The organism is Celeribacter naphthalenivorans, assembly GCF_020524585.1.
In the GTDB taxonomy this organism is placed as follows: domain Bacteria; phylum Pseudomonadota; class Alphaproteobacteria; order Rhodobacterales; family Rhodobacteraceae; genus Celeribacter; species Celeribacter naphthalenivorans.
Genome location: NZ_JAIVLK010000002.1, coordinates 373111 through 392686, shown reverse-complemented (window position 1 = coordinate 392686; position 19576 = coordinate 373111). Strand labels below are relative to the sequence as shown.

Here is a 19576-nt window from a genome sequence, read left to right as displayed (position 1 = left end):
ACCTCACCCCGCTCTTTTCGGGCGCTGTTTCCTTTGCTGCCGAAAATACTCACTCACAGCTCAGCCAAAAGCCTTGAGCCGCGCCATGAGGCTCGAGGTGTCCCAACGCCCGCCGCCCATGGTTTGCACATCCTTGTAAAACTGATCGACCAGCGCCGTGACCGGCAAGGGCGTGCCGGTGTCCTCGCCCGCCTCGAGACAGATCGCCAAGTCCTTGCGCATCCAGTCGACGGCAAAGCCATGCTCGTACTGTCCTGCAAGCATCGTCTTGTGGCGGTTGACCATTTGCCAGCTTCCCGCAGCGCCACCGGAGATCACATCGACCAGCGCCTCACCATCGAGGCCGGATTTTTCGGCGAGCAACAGCGCCTCGGAGAGCCCCTGCACCAGCCCCGCGATGCAGATTTGGTTGCACATCTTGGCGGTCTGGCCCATGCCGACCTCGCCCAGTCGTTTGACGATCTTGCCGTAAGCGGCCATCACCGGCTCGGCCTTGGCGTAATCCCCCTCCGCGCCGCCGCACATGACGGAGAGTACACCATTCTCGGCGCCCGCCTGCCCGCCGGACACCGGCGCGTCGACATAGCCGATCCCGGCCTCTGCGGCGTGTGCGGCCAGCTCACGGGTCACTTTAGCCGACACTGTGGTGTGATCGACAAAGATCGCGCCGGGTTTCATGCCCGCAAACGCCCCGTCGGGGCCGAGGCAGACGGAGCGAAGGTCGTCGTCATTGCCGACACAGGCCATCACAAAATCCGCGCCCTCTGCCGCCTCGCGCGGGGTTTTAGCAAAGCCGCCATCGTGCTCTTTGGCCCAGCTTTCGGCTTTCGCACTGGTGCGGTTGTAGACCGTCACCGCATGGCCTATCGCGGCGAGATGCCCCGCCATCGGGTATCCCATGACCCCAAGACCCAAAAATGCAGCGTTCACGCCCGTTTTCACCATGGCTTTTCCCTCGCGCGTCGATGTGGTTTAACGGCCGAAACCGTAGCCGCTCGCGGCGCGGCGTCAACATGCATTCGCGCACATATGACAGGACCGTCCACCTCATGGCCCGGATTTTCTCTTTGCTGCTCAAGATCGTATCAGGTCTTGTTCTTTTGACCGTTCTGGCGATCTGGCTGACCTATTGGCTCGCCGCGCGCTCCCTGCCCGACTACAACGCGGATTTTGAGGTGGCGGACATCAGCGCGCCGGTGGAGATCGCGCGCGACAACGCCAATGTGCCGCATATTTTCGGCGCCACAGATGAGGATGTCTATTACGGGCTGGGGTTTGCGCATGCGCAGGACCGCTTGTTCCAGATGATGCTTCTGCGACGCACAGCGCAGGGCCGGTTGTCGGAGATGTTCGGCGAGCGCACTTTGAAGACCGACGAGCTGATGCGGCGTCTCGGCCTTTACGAGGCCGCGCGGCAATCCGCACAGGTGCAAAGCCCCGAAGCCACCGCCGCGCTCGAGGCCTATGCGCGCGGGGTGAACGCCTGGATCAAAGAGGTGAACGAAGGCGCACTGGGACGCGGCGCGCCGGAGTTCTTTCTCTTCCCCTCGGAGATCGCCTATTGGCAACCCGCCGATTCCATCGCGATCCTGAAACTCGTGGCCGTGCAGCTTTCGGATCAAATCCCGAACGAAGTGCTGCGCGCCCGCGCCTCTCTCTTGTTGCCGCAAGAGCGCCTGCGCGATCTGATGCCGGACGCGCCGGGCACGGGGCTTGGGCTTTTGCCCTCTTACGCCGCACTTTTCCCCGAGGCGCAGCCGGGCTTGGCCCCCTCCGGCACGCAATATGCCCTCTCGCCTTTCCCGAAATCCGGCCTTGCGGGTGCCTCCAACGTCTGGGCCGCAGGACCGGGGCGTTCGGCCACCGGTGCCACGCTTTTGGCCAATGACCCGCATCTGAATTTCTCCGCCCCCGGCGCCTGGTATCTGGCGCGGCTGCAACTCAGCACCGGCGGTGTGATCGGCGCCTCCGTGCCGGGCATCCCCGCGATTGTTTCGGGCCGACATGAGAGTTTCGGCTGGGGCATCACGGCGGCCTATTTGGACGACGCCGATCTCTATATCGAAAAGCAAAACCCCGATGCGCCGGGCGAGGTTCTGACGCCTGACGGCTATAAACCGCTGCGCAGCCGCCCCTCGATTGTCCAGATCAAGGACGCCGATCCCGTCACCTTGACGCTGGAGTGGTCCGAGAATGGCCCGATCCTGCCCAGCACCGCTTTTGACGTCGATACAATCACCCCGCCGGGGCATCTGGTCTCTGTGGCCTGGACCGCGCTTGTGCCCGATGACCGGTCCATGTCGGCGGTGATTGCGCTCAACCATGCGACGACGTTGACGCAGGCCATGGTCGCCGCGCGTGACTTTGCCGCCCCCGCGCTGAACCTCGCCATGGCAGACCCCGACCGGGTGCAGATGAAGGTCATCGGCCGCGCGCCGCTGCGCGATCCGCTGCATCAATCCAAGGGCCGCATCCCCTCGCCCGGGTGGCTTGAGGCCGACCGTTGGCAGGGTTGGCGCGATTTCGACGATCTGCCGCTCTTTACCGCCGCACGCGACGGCATCATCGGCAACACCAACAACAAGACCGTCGATGCGCCCTTTCCCGATCACCTGTCCTACCATTGGGGCGACACCCAGCGCATCCAGCGTTGGCAGCGCCTGATGCAATCGCGTGAGGTCCACACCCGTGACAGTTTCATCGAGGTGCAAAACGACGTGGTTTCCCCCGCCGCGCGCAACCTCTTGCCGCTGGTCGGTGCCGATCTGTGGTTCACCGGCGAGGCCGCACCCGAAGGCACGACCGAGCGCCAACGCCAACGCGCGCTCACGCTTTTGGCCGAGTGGAATGGCGAGATGAACGAACATCTGCCGGAGCCGCTGATTTACTACGCCTGGATGCGTGCGCTTCAGGATCGTCTGATCCGCGACGAGATCGGGCCGCTGGCCCACGAGTTCACCCATGTCGATCCGATCTTTATCGAGCGCGTCTACCGCGACATCGGCGGTGCCTCGGCTTGGTGCGATGTGATCCAATCGGCGCCGGTGGAGACCTGTACCGACATCGCGCGGCAATCTCTCGACGATGCGCTGTTGTGGATTGGTGAGCACTATTCCACGAACCTTGAGAGCCTGCGCTGGGGCGACGCTCATATGGCGCAACACGATCACCCGGTGCTGGGCGATGTGCCTTTGCTGAAATGGGTGGTGAACATCCGGCAGTCGACCTCCGGCGGCGACAACACGCTGATGCGCGGCGTGACGGCGGGCGATGGGGCGGCGCCCTTTGCCAACGTCCATGGCGCGGCGTACCGTGGCGTCTATGACTTCGCCGATCCCGACAGTTCGGTCTTCATCACCGCCACCGGCCAGTCCGGCCATCCTTTGAGCCGGCACTATGACGATCTGGGCGAGCTGTGGCGGCGCGGCGAATATGTACCGATGAGCCTCGACCCGGAACTCGCGCGCGCCGCCGGCGTCGGTATCACCCATCTGGTGCCAGAGGAATGAGCTCTGAGTGGGATAAAATGCGCGCGGGCGAGTGGTATTGCTGCATGGACCCCGACATAGATGCGCGCCGGACAAAGGTCTTTGACGCCGTGCACCGCCACAACATGGCGCTGCCCTCAGAGCGCGGTGACATCCACCCTGAGCTGCGCGCTTTGCTGGGTGCCGCGCCCGAGACCGCCCGGATTGAGGGGCAGTTTCACCTCTTGTATGGCGAGAACCTGTTTCTGGGCGACGGTGCCTTTCTGAATGTCGGCTGTGTCGTGCTGGACAGCGCGCGGGTCGAGATCGGGGAGAACACGATGATCGAGCCGCGCACGCAAATCTACTGCGCCGATCACCACCGCGATCCCGTGCTGCGCGGGCAACTCATCGAACGCGCCCTGCCCGTCACGATTGGCCGGGATGTCTGGATCGGCGGCGCTGCGATCATCTTGCCGGGGGTCACGATTGGCGATGGCGCCATCGTGGGGGCTGGCTCTGTGGTGACCAAGGATGTGGCCCCGGGCACGCGGGTCGTGGGGAATCCGGCGCGGGGGATTTAAGAAGCCCTTAATGCGACGAAAATACGCGCTCGTACTCTGAACCTCGCGCAAATTCACTTTGTGCAGCCCATGCATCAAGCCCGACCTCCGGTCCAAGCCTTCCATGGATCTGTTGTTTGAACCAGTATTCCAAAACCCGCACCGAAATGGAATTCATTGTCGGTCCAGTGGGACAGCATTGAACATTTGGCGGATCGCCAAAGCGCAATGCCTGAGCTTCAATCTTTGATGCTAAAACTGGCTTTATTTCAGACGAAGACAGCGCGACGCGGAACTCCCTACAACAGGCTTGGCATCGGATCAAAAGCAACACGACTTCCTGCGCATAAATGTTGGCAACCCGGTCAGGTGAAAAGTCAGAATAGCGCGGAACCGCATTCTCGTCGAACCAAAGCACCGGCTCAAAAATGCGGCTCAAAATGTCTTCGTAAAAGACATGCATGGAAAGGCCTCACGCCTGCCCTTTGATCTCATCCTTATAGACCAAGAACGCCGCGCCCTTTTGCATGGCTTTCCGCGCCGAGGCATCGAGTGCCTTGTCTTTGAGACGCGGGCGCCCGGTGAGGTCCAGACCCTTTTTCATCTCCATGCTGGACCAGCCAGTGGCCTCAAGCGCCTTAAAGCCCTTGGCAATCGCGAGCTTTTGTTCGCCCGCCACCATGAAGACCATGATCGCGTGACGCCCGCCCAGACGCAGGCCGGTTTTGGCGCCGGCCGTGGCCTCAAACAGCATCATGAACAGATGTCTTTGAGGCTTGCCCTCGCCGGGGGCCTTGGCGTCCGGTTTGGTCTTTGTCTTGGCTGCCTGCTCTTTGCTCATCTCACATCTCCCGAAATTGCTTTTCCTGACGCGGGGTCCAAAGCACCTTGAGCTGATAGCCATCCTCGGCCATCTCCTCGCCCAAGACCACGCCCTCTTCAAAGAGCCAGGCCCGTTTCTTGCCTTCGGAATAGGGCAGGACGAGATCGCGTTCAATCTTGTCTTCTTCGAAAAACTCCGAAATCGCCGACAAAAGCTCCGGCACGCCCTCGCCCGTGACGGCGGAGATCGCGAAAATGCCCTCTTCCTGCCCCGCACGCTCCATCCGGGCGGCATGGGCCTCCGGGTCCAGAAGGTCGATCTTGTTCCAGACCTCGAACATCGGCGCGTCTTCCTTGATGCCCAGATCGGACAGGATTTTCAGCACGTCGTCTTTCTGTTCCTCGGTCTCCTCGGCGGCGATGTCGCGCACATGCAGGATGAGATCGGCGTCCAGCACCTCTTCGAGCGTCGCGCGGAAGGAGGCCACGAGTTGCGTCGGCAGGTTGGAAATAAAGCCCACCGTGTCGGACAGGATGATCTCTCGGTCGCCCCCGTGGGCGTTTTCGATCACAAGCTGGCGCATGGTCGGGTCGAGCGTCGCAAAGAGCATGTCTTTCGCAAAGACATCGGCGCCGGTGACCGTGTTGAAGAACGTCGACTTGCCAGCGTTGGTGTAGCCCACCAGCGCCACGATCGGGAACGGCACTTTCGCGCGCGAAGCCCGGTGCAGCTCGCGGGTTTTCACCACTTTCTCCAACTGCCGGCGCAGACGCACGAGCTGTTCGTCGATGGCGCGACGGTCGGCCTCGATCTGGGTCTCGCCGGGGCCGCCGACAAAGCCCAACCCGCCGCGTTGCCGCTCAAGGTGGGTCCAGGCGCGGACCAATCGCGTGCGCTGATAGCTGAGCGCGGCCATTTCGACCTGCAACACGCCCTCGCGGGTGCGCGCGCGGTCGGAGAAGATTTCGAGGATAAGGCCGGTCCGGTCGAGAAGTTTGACCTTCCATTCCTTTTCCAAATTGCGCTGCTGCACCGGGGTCACCGGGCCGTCGATCAGCACAAGCTCGACCTCGGCGGCCTTCATGCGCTGTTTCAGCTCTTCGATCTTGCCGGAGCCGAAAAGATGGCCGGGCTGAATTTTCGGCAGGCGCACAATCTCGGAGCCGACCACTTCGAGGTCAGGGAGTGCGGCGGCCAGCGCCACGGCTTCCTCCAACCCCGCCTGCGGTTCGCGGCGATTGCGGTCGGAGGTGATGTCGGGATGAAGCACCCAGGCACGGGTCTGCTTCACCTCATGTTCGTAAAGTTCGGCCAAATGCCGCTCCTTTGATAGGGTCTAAAACGTTACGCCAGAACGCGCAAAAGCACCTGTCGCCGAAACGTCAGGTGCGCGTCCTTAGGTAATCTTCGAGATGCAAACTGCAAGAGGGCCCGAAATCAGGCCTCTTCGCCGTCGTACAGATTGATCGGCTGGGCCGGCATGATCGTCGAGATCGCGTGTTTGTACACGAGCTGCGATTGGCCGTCACGGCGCAGAAGGACGCAGAAGTTGTCGAACCAGGTGATCACACCCTGAAGTTTCACGCCGTTGATCAAAAAGATCGTGACGGGCACTTTGGTCTTGCGAACGTGGTTAAGGAAGGCGTCCTGAAGGTTCTGTTTGTCGGCGGCCATGATCTTTGCCTTTTTCTTGCGCTTTATGATGCGAACTGTCCCTCGGGCGACAGCACTTGAGCACACCTCGCCGCAGATTCACCCGAATGTCAAGATAAGCGTCTGAAATTCCCCGCTCTTGTGTCGCAGCTATGGAAAAGACGACACAAATTTACGTCACTCCGGACGCTAACATTCCGGGAGGGGCGGATCACCGCCGCCAGAATTCCGGGTTCAACAGCGCGATGATCGCCAACATCTCAAGCCGCCCGAGCACCATGGTGGCCGCCAGGATCATTTTTTCCGCATCCCCAAGGCTCGCGTAGCTCAGGGGCACATCGCCCACCACATTGGCCAAAGGCCCCGTCGTCGTGAGCGCGGAAATGGTGAACACCGCCGCTTCTTGGAAATGCAGCCCGAACAGGGACAAAAGCATCATCACGGCGGCGATGGTGAAGGCGAAAACCATGAAATAGACCCAGGCCACATAGGCGCCTTCGCGCCGGATGCGCCGGGCATTGGCGCCCGCGCCGCCGACAGAGTGTGGCGAGATCAGCTTTTCGATCTCGCGCTCGCCGTGACGCACCAGCGCATAGAGCCGGAGCAGCTTGACACCGCCCGCCGTGGTCGCCACGCCGCCGCCGAAAATCGCCAGCCCCATGAGCAAGACCCCCGGCGCCTGAAGCCCGGACCAAAGCCGCGCCTCCTCCCAGCCGAGGCTCTCAAAGCCCGCGGTCGACAGGAAGGACAGCACCATGAAGGTGCCGCCCCAGAGAGACGACAGCGCGCGGGTAAAGGTCCAGTCGCCCGAGACCTCCAGCACCGACACCCAATGGCGCAGGAACAGCAAGATCGGGATCACGACGATGAGCGCCAGGCCGATCTTCATCTCCGGGTCGCGCCACAAAGGCGGCGCGTCGGTGCGGGCCTGATCTGCGGTAAAGGTCTTGCGCGACAGGGCGAGAAACAGGAAGGCAAAGACCAGAACCTCGCCGATAAATCCGGTGCCTGCCTCGGTCAGCCCGCCAACGGGCGAAATGCCAGAGGTGGCCATCACGGACATGGCGTGACAGAGCGCCACATAGGGGTTCGAGCCGATCATCGAGAGCGCAAACCACAGCGCCAAGGTCAGGCCGAGATAGATCGGGAACAGCTTGACGGTGAAGCGCGCGAGGCGCTCGGGCGCGGCGGCAACACGGGTGATCTGAGAGGCGCGCACTTCGCTTTGCCCCGCGCCGCGCGAGGAGATGACCTCGAAGCCGCCAAGGTTCAAAGGCGCCAGCACCGCCACCGCCGTGATCCAGGCAAAAAGCCCGCCAAGCCAGCCCACCAGAGCGGTCCAGAGATGCACCGGGCGCGACAGTCGCGCCGGGTCGTCAAACAGCGTCGCGCCCGTGGTGGTGAGCGCCGAGACCATCTCGAAATAGGCGTTGAAGTAGGTGGTGTCTTTCGTCGCCTCGGCGAAAGGCACGGCAAGGATCAAAGGCACGGCGGTATAGGTGCCCAAAAGGGTCAAAAGCTGATTTCGCCCCTCCCGGTCGCGGTCCATAAGGCTCTCGCGATCCTCGGTCGCCTCGGGGCGGAACCGGGCAATGGCGATGAACCCCGCGAGCGAGGAAAACAGCACCGCCGCATAGAAAAACGCCCGCGTATCGTCCCATTCGCGCAGCACCAAAGCATAGATCGCAGGGACCAGCATCGCGCCCCCGCTCACCAGCATCAGCTGGACAAAAAATGGCATGCGCGAAAAGCGGTTCATCAGAAGTAATCAATCGACACTTGCAACAGGCGCTCGACCTCGGGCACGTCGTCCCGGAGCGAGAAGATGGTGATCACATCGCCCTCGTCGATGCGCGTGGCCCCGGTCGGTTTGACGTATTTGCCGCCTTTGGAGATCGCGCCAACCAACACGCCCTCGGGGAAGTCGATGTCGCGGATCGGCTTGCCAGAAATCGGCGAGGTCGAAAGCACCTGCGCCTCGATCACCTCCGCTTCGCCATCACCCACCGAATAGACATTGCGCACCCGCCCGTGACGGATGTGGCGCAGGATCGAGGACACCGTGGTCGCCCGCGGGTTGATATAGGCATCGATGTCGAGCGCATTGAGGATCGGCACCAGAGTCGGGTCGTTCACCAGACAAATCGCCATCTTCGCGCCGCGTTGTTTCGCGCGCACGGCGGCGAGCATGTTGACCTTATCGTCATCCGTCACGCAAAGCGCGGCGTCCGCGCGGGTGATCCCCGCTTCGGCCAAAAGCTCCTGATCCAGCGCATCGCCGTTGAGCACAATGGTGCGCTCCAGACTGTCGGCGGCCTTCTCTGCAGTCTTGCGGTTCTTCTCGATGATCTTGGCGCGCACGCGTTCGGTGCGGGTTTCCAAGGCCTGCGCCACGGCGAGACCGACGTTGCCGCCGCCCAGAATGACCACACGGTCCTGTTTGGCATGGGTCTTGCCGAAAATCTCCAGCGTTCGGGTCAGGTCGTCGGAATGGGCAAAGACATAGATTTCGTCTTTGGCAAACAATTGATCGCCCGGTTCCGGCGCGAACAACCGCCCCTCGCGGCGCACGCCAACAACGATGGCCCGGAGCGTCGAGAACAGATCCGACAGCTCGCGCAGAGAGGTGTTGAGCACCGGGCAGTCCTCATCGAGCAGGATGCCCATGAGCTGTACGCCGCCCGCCAGAAACGCCTGCGTGTCAAAGGCCGCAGGCGCCGCCAAACGCCGCAACGCGGCCTCGGCCACTTCTTTTTCGGGCGAGATCACCACATCAATCGGCAGGTGATCGCGGCGGTAAAGATCGGAATAGATCGCGGTCAGGTAGCTCTGTGCCCTCAGACGCGCGATTTTGCGCGGCACGCCAAAGACCGAATGCGCCACCTGACAGGTGACCATGTTCACCTCATCGGAATAGGTCGCGGCGATCACCATATCGGCGTCCCGTGCCCCTGCCCGCTCCAACACGTCCGGGTAGGAGGCAAAGCCCTCGATGCCCTGCACGTCCAATGTGTCGGTCGCGCGGCGCACCAGCGCGGGGTTGTTGTCCACGACCGTGACGTCGTTTTTCTCGGAAGAGAGTTGTTTGGCGATCTGCCAGCCGACCTGGCCCGCGCCGCAAATGATGACTTTCATCGCATCACCTTTATTGCTTCGCCCCAGCCTTCGCACTTAACGGCGAAGGCGTCAACGTGGCTGTCACGTCATTTCGGGCCGTCAACAGCCGTCACTCCGCCTCTTCCGAGACATAGGCCACGCGACCGCCCTGTTTGTTGCCGGTCACAACGCCCAGAGATTTCAACTTGCGGTGCAGCGCCGAGCGCTCCATGCCGACGAAGGTCGCGGTGCGGGAAATATTGCCGCCAAAGCGGTTGATCTGCGTCAGAAGATACTCGCGTTCGAACAACTCACGCGCCTCGCGCAGAGGCAGCGTCGCAATCGCAGGCGACAGAACCGCCCGCCCGTCGTCTTCGCGCGCACCATCCTCGGACGGCAGCTCAGAGACCTCGATGTCGCCCGTGCTGTCACCGAGGATCAAGACGCGTTCGATGACGTTCTTGAGCTGGCGCACATTGCCCGGCCAGGTCATGGTCTGAAGCATCGCTGCGGCGTCTTCGGTCAGCGCGCGCTGCGGCAGGCCCTGTTCGCGGTTCAGTTTCTCGATGAAATACCCGGCCAGTTCCGGGATGTCCTCGCGACGTTTTTCCAGCGCAGGCACCTCAATCGGCACCACGTTCAGCCGGTGATACAATTCCTCGCGGAAGGTCCCCGCCGCGATCTCCGCCGTCAGATCGCGCGAAGTCGAGGAAATCACCCGCAGATCGACGGAGACCTGCGCCGTGCCGCCCACCCGTGTGAACCGTTGATCGACCAACACGCGCAGGATTTTCGACTGGGTGCCAAGCGGCATATCCGCCACCTCGTCGAAATAGATCACACCGCCGTTGGCCTCCTCCAACAAGCCTTTCTCAATGCCGCGCTCCGGGCTCTCACGGCCAAAGAGCACCTCTTCCATCCGGTCGGGCTCGATATTGGCGGAGGACACAGAGACGAAAGGCGCGTCGTTGCGGTCAGAACCCGCATGGATGAACCGCGCCGCCACTTCCTTGCCCACGCCCGCGCCGCCCGTCAGCATAACACGGCCGTTGGATTTGGTGACTTTTTCCAGATTGAGTTTGAGCTGTTTGAAGGCGGTGGAAACGCCGATCATCTCGACATCGCCCGACCCCGACCGTTTCAGCGTGGCGTTTTCACGACGTAGACGCGAGGTCTCCATCGCGCGGGTGATCACCACCATGAGCTGGTCGATGTTAAACGGTTTCTCGATGAAATCGTAAGCGCCCTGTTTGATCGCAGCCACCGCGATCTCGATGTTGCCGTGGCCGGAAATGATGATGATCGGCACCTCTGGGTGCTCGCGTTTGACATGTTTGAGAATGTCAATCCCGTCCATCTCGCTGTCCTTCAGCCAGATGTCGAGGATCATCAGCGCCGGCACCGCGTCACCGATCTGTTTCATGCAGTCGTCGGAATTGGCCGCCAGCCGCGTCTCAAAGCCTTCGTCCTGCAAAATATCCCCGATCAACTCGCGAATATCGCGTTCATCGTCGACGATCAGAATATCAGACATGGTTCACTCCAGACTTCATCATTACACTGCAAGCTCTTGTTTTTCATCTTTATTCACCCCCTCAACCAAGGCAAGGCGAATGGTGGCACAGGCCCCGATCCGCCCCGAGGGATCAATCGGCTCACCATCCGTGAGCGTCAGCGTTCCGCCATGTTCCTCGATGATTTTCTTGACGATCGGCAGGCCCAAACCGGTGCCTTTCTCGCGCGTCGTCACATAGGGTTCAAACAGGCGCGAACGATCTTCGGGCAGGCCGATGCCGTTGTCCGTGATCGTCACCACCGCCTCATTGTCTTCGCGCCGCATCGCCACGCGGACGGTTGGCTCATAGCCCATCTGAAACCCATTTTCCAACACGGTTTCAATGGCTTCTCCGGCGTTCTTTATCAAGTTTGTAAAGGCCTGACCGATCATCGTCGCATCCACTTCGGCCCAGGCGTGATCCGGCTCGATCTCCGCCCGCACCTTTACGTCCGGCAGCGCGTTTTGCTGCAACAGCACAGCGCCTTTCACCAGATCGACAAGATCATTCTCGCGCCGTTCCGGGCTTGGCATGCGGGCGAATTTCGAGAACTCGTCCACGATGCGCCGCAAATCGCCGGTCTGGCGCACGATGACGGAGGTGTATTGCTCAAGATCCGCCCGCGCCTCTTCGTCGAGGCCCCGCCCAAATTTGCGCAGGATGCGTTCGGCGGACAATTGAATGGGCGTCAGCGGGTTCTTGATCTCATGCGCAATGCGCCGCGCCACATCACCCCAAGCGGCCAGACGCTGCGCGCTCACCAGATCGGTCACATCGTCAAAGGCCACCACATAGCCCTCAAGCCGCCCCTCGACGTCGCGCCGCGTGGCGATGCGCACCAAAAGGCTTTCCTGCGCGCCGGAGCGAATGAGCCGCAACTCTTCTTGCGCCACCTCGCGATTGCCTGCCCGCAGCACATCGAACAAAGGCCCGAATTCCGGCACCACAACGGCCAGTGCCTCGCCCGTCACATCGCGCTCGCCAAGGCTCAAAAGCGCCTGCGCCGAGCGGTTCAAAAGCGTCACGCGCCCTTCCGCGTCCAAGCCCACGACGCCCGCCGTCACCGAAGACAACACGCTATCGAACAGGCGGCGGCGCTGGTCGATCTGTTCGTTGCGCTCCAAAAGCTCGTCGCGTTGCAGCTTCACCTGCCCGGTCATCTGGTTGAACACACGGCCCAAGGTGGCGATTTCGTCCTGGCCCTCTTCCTCAGGCACACGCACAGACAGATCGCCCTCGCCCACCTTCTGCGCCGCCCCGGCCAGCCGCCCGATGGGCCGCGCGAGGCGTTCGGCGAACCACAAGCCCAGCCAAGTCGCTGCCAGAATGAGGATGATGGCAAAGCCGATGTACAAAAGCCCGAATTCAAACAACAGCCGCCCGCGGTCGCTTTCCAACTGGTTATAAAGCGCGATGCTGTCCTGCGTTTCGTCCAAGAGATTGAGGATTTTGCCGTCCACATCGCGGGTCACATAGAGATAGCGATCCGAAAACCCGGCAAGCCGCTGAAGCGCACGGGATTCGTTTTGATCCCAGTCGTCGATCAGCACCAGTTCGCCGGTCTCGGCACGGGCCAGATCGGCCTCGGAGGGATGTTCGTAATCAAAGAGATAGGAGCGATCACCGCGCGCTTTGATGTCGCCCGCCCGGTCGATCACATAGGCTTCGCGCAGGCCGCGCTGAATGAGGCCCTGCCCCTGATTGAGCACCTGTCTGAGCGCCCCATCGGGCAGGATCGTCACCTGACGGCGGCGGTCGATGATGAAATTCGCAAGCGCGCGGGTGTCCTCGGTGAGGCCATCGTGGTGCTCGTCCTCATAGGCCTTCGCGGCCTCCAAAGAGGAGCCCACCACATTGCGCACCCGATCAGAAAACCAACCTTCGAGGCCGAAATTCACCGTCACCACGGCGAAGATCGCCACCATGACGGTCGGGATGAGCGCCAAAAGCACGAAGGCGCCGGAGAGCCGAAGGTGGAGCCGCGAGCCTTCGGAATGCGCGCGCCGGGCGGCGATAACCCGTGCGATGCGTTGCGCCACCAGCCCCGCAACCAGAATGACATAGACCACATCGGCCAAAAGCACCGAGCGCAGCACGGTCGAGGCCGGGCCATGATCCAAAGGCCCCAAGACGAGGAAGGTCATGATCGCCAGAACCGGGCCGAGAATGAACACCGCGAGGGTCGCGACATTTTGCAAACGGCGCTGACGCCTGAGCCGCGTCAACCGCTGCCAGCTTTGCCGTCCGATCCGTTGTGCCAGGGCCTTATCTGCCCGTGTTTTGGCCACGCTGCGCCTCGTCTTTATCCTGCTCCTGGTCCTGCCCTCTTGCGCGGGTTGGACCAAAATCATGACCAAGACGCAAAGCACGGACATCCGTTGCAATCTGGTCGCAGCTGCGCGCTTTCCGCATCACTGCGCCCAAATCACCACGGATGTGGCCTTTTTACATCAACTTGCGGCGGCGTGTCACCTGAATATCGAGATCATTGATCTTTTTACGCAAGGTATTGCGGTTGATGCCAAGCAGATCGGCACATTTGGCCTGATTTCCGCCCACCGCATCGAGCGCGATTTCGATCAAAGGCCCTTCGACTTCCTTCAAAATCCGCTGATACAGCCCCGGCGGCGGCAGCACACCGCCATGCAGGTCGAAATAGCGGCGCAGGTGTTTTGCCACGGAAGAGGACAGTTTTTCCCCCTCGGAGCCGCCTTGTAGCGGCTCCATCGCGGGCTGATTGCCCAACACCGTCTCGACCTCGATCCGGGTGATTTCCTCTTCGGGAGAGGTGACGATCAACCGGCGAATGGTGTTTTCCAACTGACGCACGTTGCCCGGCCAACTGTAGGCCCGGACAAGCTCCATCGCCTCATGCGAGAAGCGGCGCGCGGACAGGCCATCGCGCTCGGCTTTCGACAGGAAGAACTCCGCCAGAAGCGGGATGTCATCGACGCGTTCCCGCAGCGATGGCACGGAAATCGTCACGCCGCCCAGACGGTAGAACAGATCCTGACGGAAAGCGCCGCTTTCCATTTTCGCGGCCAGATTGGCCTGAGAACTGGCCATGATGCGCGGGCCGTTGTCGGTGAAACTGTCGAGCATGCGCACGATGCGAGCCTGCGCCTCCTCATCGAGATCGCCCACTTCGTCAAACAGGATCGAACCATTCTTGGCCTTGGAAATCACCGCAGCCGGGCCTTCCATCGTCGCCAGATCGGCGGCCGAAACCACCACGAAGGGCAATGTGCGCCGGTCCGAGAAATCATGAATCGCACGAGCGATCAGCGACTTACCCGTGCCGCTCTCGCCGGTGATCAGCACCGGCAGATCGGTGTTCATCACGCGGGCGACAAGGCGGTAAAGCGTCTGCATCGCGGGCGTGCGTCCCACCAGCGGCAGGTCTTCTTTCGGCCCCTCGGAGGGCGCTTTGGCATTGGACGGCGCCGGATTGGCGCGGCGTTTGACCTCTAACGCCTTCGCGGCACGCTTCATCAAATCGGGCAGATCGAAAGGTTTCGGTAGGTAGTCGAAGGCCTCGGCCTCTGCCGCCTGAATCGCCGTCATGATGGTGTTCTGCGCCGAGATCACGATGACCGGCAGACCGGGGCGCAGCTCGGCGATTTTCGGCAGCGCTTCCAAGCCATTGCCATCGGGCATCATCACATCGGAGATGACCAGATCGCCCTTCCCCTCCTCGACCCATCGCATCAGGGTGACCAAAGATGAGGTCGCATGGACCTTACATCCGGCGCGGGTCAGCGCCTGGGTCAGAACGGTGCGGATCGTGCGGTCGTCATCAGCGACGAGGATCGTGCCATCCATGTTTTTCTCTCCTTGTCAGTTTCGCGCCAGAGCTGAAAACGGAACCAAAGCCGTCCCCTGCCCGCCGCGCATCCCCTTTTTAACGGGGTTCTTCACAGTTTTATTACACATCATGCCCAGATCATCGCCTTCACGTCGAGGATGTTGCATCGCGTGGAGCAACCGGCAGAGAAATTCGGAACACGGTTTTGCCCGGCGTCGAGTCGACCGAAATCCAACCCTCGTGATCCGAGATGATCTTGGACACCAAAGCAAGGCCAAGCCCGGTGCCGTTCTCGCGGCCCGACACGAAGGGTTCGAAAATATCCGAGGCGATCTCCGGCGGAAGACCGGGGCCGTCGTCGATGATCTCGACCTGAAGCGGCAACGCGCCGCCGGTGCCATCCTTGCGCCTGAGGCGCAAAGACAGGTCGTAAAAGGTGCGCAGACGGATCACACCGCCCTCTTTGCCAGCCGCCTCGGAGGCGTTCTTGATCAGATTCAAAAAGACCTGCAACAGCTGATCACCATCGACAAAAGTGGGCGGCAGAGAGGGGTCGAATTCCTCGACAAACTTCATATTCGCGCCGTAGGAGAGCTCGGCCGATTTGCGCGCACGGTCCAAAAGGTCGTGAATGTTGATCGCGCGTTTCGCAGGCGGGCGCAGGTTGCCGAATTGCTCGACCTGCTCCAAAAGCGCCACGATCCGGCGGCTTTCGGCGACGATCAGATCGGTCAGTTCGAGATCCTCGGGGCTGAGGCTCATCGAGAGCAATTGCGCAGCCCCGGTGATGCCCGCAAGCGGGTTCTTGATCTCATGCGCCAGCATTTCCGCCATGCCGATCGCCGAGCGTGCAGAGGTTTTCACCTGATGCGCGCGCCCCAGCCGGTCGGCGATCTGGCGCGGCTCCATCAACAGGACCAGCCAGTCGTCCATGCCCTGCAAAGGCGCGATCTGGATATTGCATTGCACGGGTGCGGCATTGCCGCCCGAGACATCCACATTGTTGATAAACAAAGGCGAATTGTCGCGACGCACGCGGGCGAAAGCCTCTTCGAGCGGCGCATCGATGGCCAGTTTGTCAAACACCGGCACGCCCATCAGGGTCCGCGCGGAGGCATTCAAAAACAGTTCCGCCGAGGAATTCACCTCATTGATCAGATTCGTCGCGTCGATCATGACCGCAGGCACCGGCAGCGAAGGCCAGAGCATATCGAACCGCGCATCTGTCATGCGGCATATCCTTCCGTATCGGTAAAATCTCCGCTGAGCGCATCCGGCAAAAGCGCCAGCACGCCTTCGGGCGTCTTTTCGGTCAAAACACGTTTGCGCAGCGCCGCGGGCGTGCCTGCGGTCTCCATGTACCAGCCCAGATGTTTGCGCATCACGCGCCCGCCCAGGTCCCTGCCATAAAAGGCGACACCAGCCTCATAATGTCCGGCGACCATATCGGCGAACTCCTTGCCCTCGGGTCGCACGGGTTCAGGCAGGCCAGTGAGGTTCGCCGCCACCTGCGCCAGAACCCAAGGCTGACCCTGCGCGCCGCGCCCGATCATCACACCATCCGCGCCCGATTGGCTCAATGCCTCCTGCGCGGCCTCGGGCGAGGTGATGTCGCCATTGGCGATCACCGGGATCGACACCGCCTCTTTCACCGCCCGGATCGCCGACCAATCGGCACGGCCTTTGTAGAACTGGCACCGGGTGCGACCATGGATGGTGATCATCTGGATGCCCGCGTCTTCGGCGCGTTTCGCAAGCTCCGGCGCGTTCAACAGCGCATCGTCCCAGCCCAGCCGGGTTTTCAGCGTCACCGGCACATCGACCGCCGCCACCACCGCCTCAATGAGCGTCAAGGCATGGTCGAGATCGCGCATCAGCGCCGAACCGGAATAGCCGGAGACCACCTTTTTCGCAGGACAGCCCATGTTGATGTCGATGATCTGCGCACCGCTGTCTTCGGCGATCTTCGCGGCCAAGCCCATCGGCTCTGCCTCGCGCCCCGCAAGCTGCACGGCAGTGTTTTCGACACCAAAGCCCAGCTCCGCCTTTTCGCGAGTGCCGGGACGCGCGTTGATCATGTCATGCGAGGCCACCATCTCGGACACCACAAGCCCCGCCCCAAAGCTGGAGACCAGCGTGCGGAACGGCAGATCGGTGATCCCGGCCATAGGGGCCAGAAACACGGGAGGGTCCAGTGTGAGTTGCGCCAAACGAACGGGCAAGCGATTAATCCTTAAGCATTTCGACCAGAGGTAGCGTCCAGAGATGCGAGTCGCAAAGGGTCGCGCGGGGCTTTCGAGGAAAAAAGGGGCGAAAAACGACGTTTGCACAAAATTTAATCTATCAGACAGTCAAAAACAGCGCATTGCAAGGGCGCGCGCCAGCGCTTATCCCAAGTCGCATGACAAAAACTGCCGTCATCATCGTTGCCGCCGGACGCGGCACCCGCGCGGGCGGGACGCTGCCGAAGCAATGGCAGGTGCTCAAGGGCGCGGCTGCGTCCATGCGCGTGATCGACCATAGCATCGCGCGGTTTCGGGCGCAGGCTGACAACATCGTCGTGGTGCATCACCCGGACGATCTCGACCTCGCGCAAAGCCTTGAAAATGTGACACTTGTCTGCGGCGGCGCGACGCGTGCGGAGTCGGTGCGGGCGGGGCTTGAGGCGCTCGTCGGGCTGGGCATCGACCGGGTTCTGATCCATGACGCGGCGCGCGCTTTGGTCCCCGATGCCGTGATCGAAGGCGTGAAGAGCGCCCTCACCCACCACCAAGGCGCCGCCCCCGCGCTTGCTGTGACGGATGCGCTTTGGCGGGGGGGCCTCTCGCAGGATGCCACGGAAACAGGCAGTTTCGTGGACGGTACGCAGGATCGCAGCGGATTGTTTCGCGCCCAGACACCGCAGGGCTTCGCGTTCGAGGCGATTCTGGCCGCCCACAGAGCGTATCAGGGCGAGGCCGCCGACGATGTCGAAGTGGCCCGCGCGGCTGGCATCAAAGTCACGATCACGCGCGGTGCGGAAGAGAATTTCAAAATCACCCACCCGGAGGATTTCGCCCGGGCGGAGGCGCTTTTGCGCCAGCAGGAACAGGAGACGACACAGATGGATATACGTCTTGGAAATGGCTACGACGTGCATCGGTTCGGCGAAGGCGATCACGTCTGGCTCTGCGGCGTCAAAGTTCCGCATGAACGCAGCCTTCAGGGCCATTCCGACGCCGATGTCGGCATGCATGCTTTAACGGATGCGATCTACGGCGCTCTGGCGCGCGGCGACATCGGCCAGCATTTTCCGCCCTCCGATCCGCAATGGAAAGGCGCCGAGAGCCCTATCTTCCTGCGTCATGCGATCGGATTGGCGCGCGAAATGGGCTATGAGCTGATGAATTGCGACGTGACACTGGTCTGCGAGCGCCCCAAGGTGGGGCCGCATGCTCAGGCCATGCGTGCCGCTCTGGCCGAGATCATGGATGTCGATGTCGAAAAAGTCTCGGTCAAGGCAACCACCTCTGAGCGGCTGGGCTTTACCGGGCGCGAGGAAGGCATCGCGTCCCTAGCCACCGCCGCCCTGATGCGCCGCTAACCTGACCCCGAAGGAGAGAGACATGAACCCTTTCGCCGAACTCATCGCGACCATGGCCCGGATCGGCTATATGCGCCCCGGCCCCGGCACCTGGGGCTCGGCGGCCGCTGTGCCTTTGTTCTGGATTCTGCATGAAACTCTGGGCGTTCCGGGCGTGTTGATCGGCACCGCCGTGATGTTCGTCGCGGGGCTTTGGGCCACGGGCGAAATGACGCGCGGCTCCGACAATCACGACCCCTCCGAGATTGTCATCGACGAGTTGGTCGGCATGTGGATCGCGCTCATTCCGGTCTCCATCGGCTCTGCGATGGCCGGTGCGCCCTCGACCGCGCTTTGGCCCGCCTGGCCCACGGCGTTCATCGCATTCCGCCTCTTCGACATCTGGAAACCCGGACCTGTCGGCTGGGCCGACCGGCGCGGCGATGCTTTGGGCGTGATGCTGGACGATGTGATCGCCGGTGTGTTTGCCGCGCTGGTCGTGGTGATCATGGCGGGGATTTACCATAAGGTGATCATGTGACGACCGAAATTCCCTATGAGCTGGCCGAGGCGACACTTGCGGCGGCGCGCGCGAAAGGCGTGATGATCGCCACCGCAGAAAGCTGCACCGGTGGCATGATCATCGGCAGCCTGACCGAAGTGGCGGGCTCGTCGGACGTGGTGGAGCGCGGCTTCATCACCTATTCCAACACCGCCAAGCGTGAAATGTTGGGCGTCTCGCCGGTGACCTTGGCGCAATATGGCGCGGTCGCCGAACAGGTGGCGCGTGAGATGGCGGAAGGCGCCGTGAGCCGCTCTCAGGCCCAGATCGCCGTCGCGGTCACAGGCATCGCAGGCCCCGGCGGGTCGGAGCACAAACCAGAAGGCCGGGTCTGTTTCGGGTTGGCCTATGAGGGGCACGACACGATCGTGAAAACGGTGGAGTTCGGCCCCATTGGCCGCGCCAATGTGCGCAGTGCGACCGTGATCACGGCGCTGGAAATGCTCTGCGAGAGTCTTCATAGCGACCGGATTTGACCTCTCTCTCCGA

General features: G+C 61.9%; 17 protein-coding genes. 5 read left to right on the top strand and 12 right to left on the bottom strand.

The window, feature by feature from the left end; translation table 11 throughout:
* Positions 1-60: 60 nt before the first annotated feature.
* The gene (locus tag LC094_RS05480) at positions 61-945 is read right to left on the bottom strand and encodes an NAD(P)-dependent oxidoreductase (protein WP_226550748.1); all 885 of its coding nucleotides are present in this window, start codon (positions 943-945) and stop codon (positions 61-63) included.
* A gap of 104 nt (positions 946-1049) precedes the next feature.
* Between LC094_RS05480 and LC094_RS05475 the strand changes: the two genes are divergently transcribed.
* Together LC094_RS05475 and LC094_RS05470 are read left to right on the top strand one after the other, a co-directional pair.
* Positions 1050-3509 carry a penicillin acylase family protein gene (locus LC094_RS05475; RefSeq protein WP_226550747.1) on the top strand — a complete coding sequence of 820 codons (2460 nt, stop codon included), beginning with the start codon at positions 1050-1052 and terminating at the stop codon, positions 3507-3509.
* The gene (locus tag LC094_RS05470; RefSeq protein WP_226550746.1) at positions 3506-4051 is read left to right on the top strand and encodes a sugar O-acetyltransferase; all 546 of its coding nucleotides are present in this window, start codon (positions 3506-3508) and stop codon (positions 4049-4051) included. The genes LC094_RS05475 and LC094_RS05470 overlap by 4 nt, the downstream gene beginning before the upstream one ends.
* 7 nt (positions 4052-4058) lie before the next feature.
* Here the strand turns inward: LC094_RS05470 and LC094_RS05465 are convergent, their stop codons facing one another.
* The 11 genes from LC094_RS05465 to dusB form a co-directional block, all read right to left on the bottom strand.
* Positions 4059-4493 carry a hypothetical protein gene (locus LC094_RS05465; protein ID WP_226550745.1) on the bottom strand — a complete coding sequence of 145 codons (435 nt, stop codon included), beginning with the start codon at positions 4491-4493 and terminating at the stop codon, positions 4059-4061.
* A 9-nt stretch (positions 4494-4502) separates the two neighbouring features.
* On the bottom strand, positions 4503-4871 hold the full coding sequence (locus tag LC094_RS05460) for a hypothetical protein (protein WP_226550744.1): 369 nt from the start codon (positions 4869-4871) through the stop codon (positions 4503-4505).
* A gap of 1 nt (position 4872) precedes the next feature.
* On the bottom strand, positions 4873-6168 hold the full coding sequence (hflX, locus tag LC094_RS05455; RefSeq protein WP_226550743.1) for a GTPase HflX: 1296 nt from the start codon (positions 6166-6168) through the stop codon (positions 4873-4875).
* A gap of 122 nt (positions 6169-6290) precedes the next feature.
* A complete protein-coding gene (hfq, locus tag LC094_RS05450; RefSeq protein WP_066603845.1) occupies positions 6291-6527 on the bottom strand; it encodes an RNA chaperone Hfq in 237 nt (78 codons plus the stop codon).
* A gap of 190 nt (positions 6528-6717) precedes the next feature.
* Complete coding sequence (locus LC094_RS05445; RefSeq protein WP_226550742.1) at positions 6718-8265, bottom strand: TrkH family potassium uptake protein; 1548 nt, start codon at positions 8263-8265, stop codon at positions 6718-6720.
* Positions 8265-9641, bottom strand: coding sequence for a Trk system potassium transporter TrkA (trkA, locus tag LC094_RS05440; RefSeq protein WP_226550741.1), 1377 nt, complete (start codon positions 9639-9641; stop codon positions 8265-8267). Before trkA ends, LC094_RS05445 begins: the two co-directional genes overlap by 1 nt.
* Before the next feature lie 91 nt (positions 9642-9732).
* Positions 9733-11136, bottom strand: a complete 1404-nt coding sequence (gene ntrX, locus LC094_RS05435) for a nitrogen assimilation response regulator NtrX (RefSeq protein ID WP_226550739.1) — start codon at positions 11134-11136, stop codon at positions 9733-9735.
* 21 nt (positions 11137-11157) lie between these two features.
* A complete protein-coding gene (locus tag LC094_RS05430) occupies positions 11158-13419 on the bottom strand; it encodes a sensor histidine kinase NtrY-like (protein ID WP_404814973.1) in 2262 nt (753 codons plus the stop codon).
* A 184-nt stretch (positions 13420-13603) separates the two neighbouring features.
* The gene (locus LC094_RS05425; protein WP_167600579.1) at positions 13604-14980 is read right to left on the bottom strand and encodes a response regulator; all 1377 of its coding nucleotides are present in this window, start codon (positions 14978-14980) and stop codon (positions 13604-13606) included.
* Positions 14981-15110: 130 nt separating this feature from the next.
* Positions 15111-16193: a two-component system sensor histidine kinase NtrB gene (locus LC094_RS05420; RefSeq protein ID WP_226550737.1), complete on the bottom strand. Its 1083-nt coding sequence runs from the start codon at positions 16191-16193 to the stop codon at positions 15111-15113.
* Complete coding sequence (gene dusB, locus LC094_RS05415) at positions 16190-17185, bottom strand: tRNA dihydrouridine synthase DusB (protein ID WP_226550735.1); 996 nt, start codon at positions 17183-17185, stop codon at positions 16190-16192. Before dusB ends, LC094_RS05420 begins: the two co-directional genes overlap by 4 nt.
* A gap of 179 nt (positions 17186-17364) precedes the next feature.
* Here dusB and LC094_RS05410 point away from each other — a divergent pair, with 179 nt between their 5' ends.
* From LC094_RS05410 to LC094_RS05400, 3 genes are read left to right on the top strand one after another with little or no spacing between them, the layout of a single operon-like run.
* Positions 17365-18546, top strand: coding sequence for a bifunctional 2-C-methyl-D-erythritol 4-phosphate cytidylyltransferase/2-C-methyl-D-erythritol 2,4-cyclodiphosphate synthase (locus tag LC094_RS05410; RefSeq protein ID WP_226550733.1), 1182 nt, complete (start codon positions 17365-17367; stop codon positions 18544-18546).
* Positions 18547-18568: 22 nt separating this feature from the next.
* Positions 18569-19066: a phosphatidylglycerophosphatase A family protein gene (locus LC094_RS05405; protein WP_226550732.1), complete on the top strand. Its 498-nt coding sequence runs from the start codon at positions 18569-18571 to the stop codon at positions 19064-19066.
* Positions 19063-19563, top strand: a complete 501-nt coding sequence (locus LC094_RS05400; protein ID WP_226550731.1) for a CinA family protein — start codon at positions 19063-19065, stop codon at positions 19561-19563. Before LC094_RS05405 ends, LC094_RS05400 begins: the two co-directional genes overlap by 4 nt.
* Positions 19564-19576: the final 13 nt, after the last annotated feature.

Bases quoted from the DNA above. Each gene is read 5' to 3' on its own strand.
- LC094_RS05480 (WP_226550748.1), bottom strand. From the start codon at position 945: ATGGTGAAAACGGGCGTGAACGCTGCATTTTTGGGTCTTGGGGTCATG.
- LC094_RS05475 (WP_226550747.1), top strand. From the start codon at position 1,050: ATGGCCCGGATTTTCTCTTTGCTGCTCAAGATCGTATCAGGTCTTGTT.
- LC094_RS05470 (WP_226550746.1), top strand. From the start codon at position 3,506: ATGAGCTCTGAGTGGGATAAAATGCGCGCGGGCGAGTGGTATTGCTGC.
- LC094_RS05465 (WP_226550745.1), bottom strand. From the start codon at position 4,493: ATGCATGTCTTTTACGAAGACATTTTGAGCCGCATTTTTGAGCCGGTG.
- LC094_RS05460 (WP_226550744.1), bottom strand. From the start codon at position 4,871: ATGAGCAAAGAGCAGGCAGCCAAGACAAAGACCAAACCGGACGCCAAG.
- hfq (WP_066603845.1), bottom strand. From the start codon at position 6,527: ATGGCCGCCGACAAACAGAACCTTCAGGACGCCTTCCTTAACCACGTT.
- LC094_RS05445 (WP_226550742.1), bottom strand. From the start codon at position 8,265: ATGAACCGCTTTTCGCGCATGCCATTTTTTGTCCAGCTGATGCTGGTG.
- trkA (WP_226550741.1), bottom strand. From the start codon at position 9,641: ATGAAAGTCATCATTTGCGGCGCGGGCCAGGTCGGCTGGCAGATCGCC.
- ntrX (WP_226550739.1), bottom strand. From the start codon at position 11,136: ATGTCTGATATTCTGATCGTCGACGATGAACGCGATATTCGCGAGTTG.
- LC094_RS05425 (WP_167600579.1), bottom strand. From the start codon at position 14,980: ATGGATGGCACGATCCTCGTCGCTGATGACGACCGCACGATCCGCACC.
- LC094_RS05420 (WP_226550737.1), bottom strand. From the start codon at position 16,193: ATGACAGATGCGCGGTTCGATATGCTCTGGCCTTCGCTGCCGGTGCCT.
- LC094_RS05410 (WP_226550733.1), top strand. From the start codon at position 17,365: ATGACAAAAACTGCCGTCATCATCGTTGCCGCCGGACGCGGCACCCGC.
- LC094_RS05405 (WP_226550732.1), top strand. From the start codon at position 18,569: ATGAACCCTTTCGCCGAACTCATCGCGACCATGGCCCGGATCGGCTAT.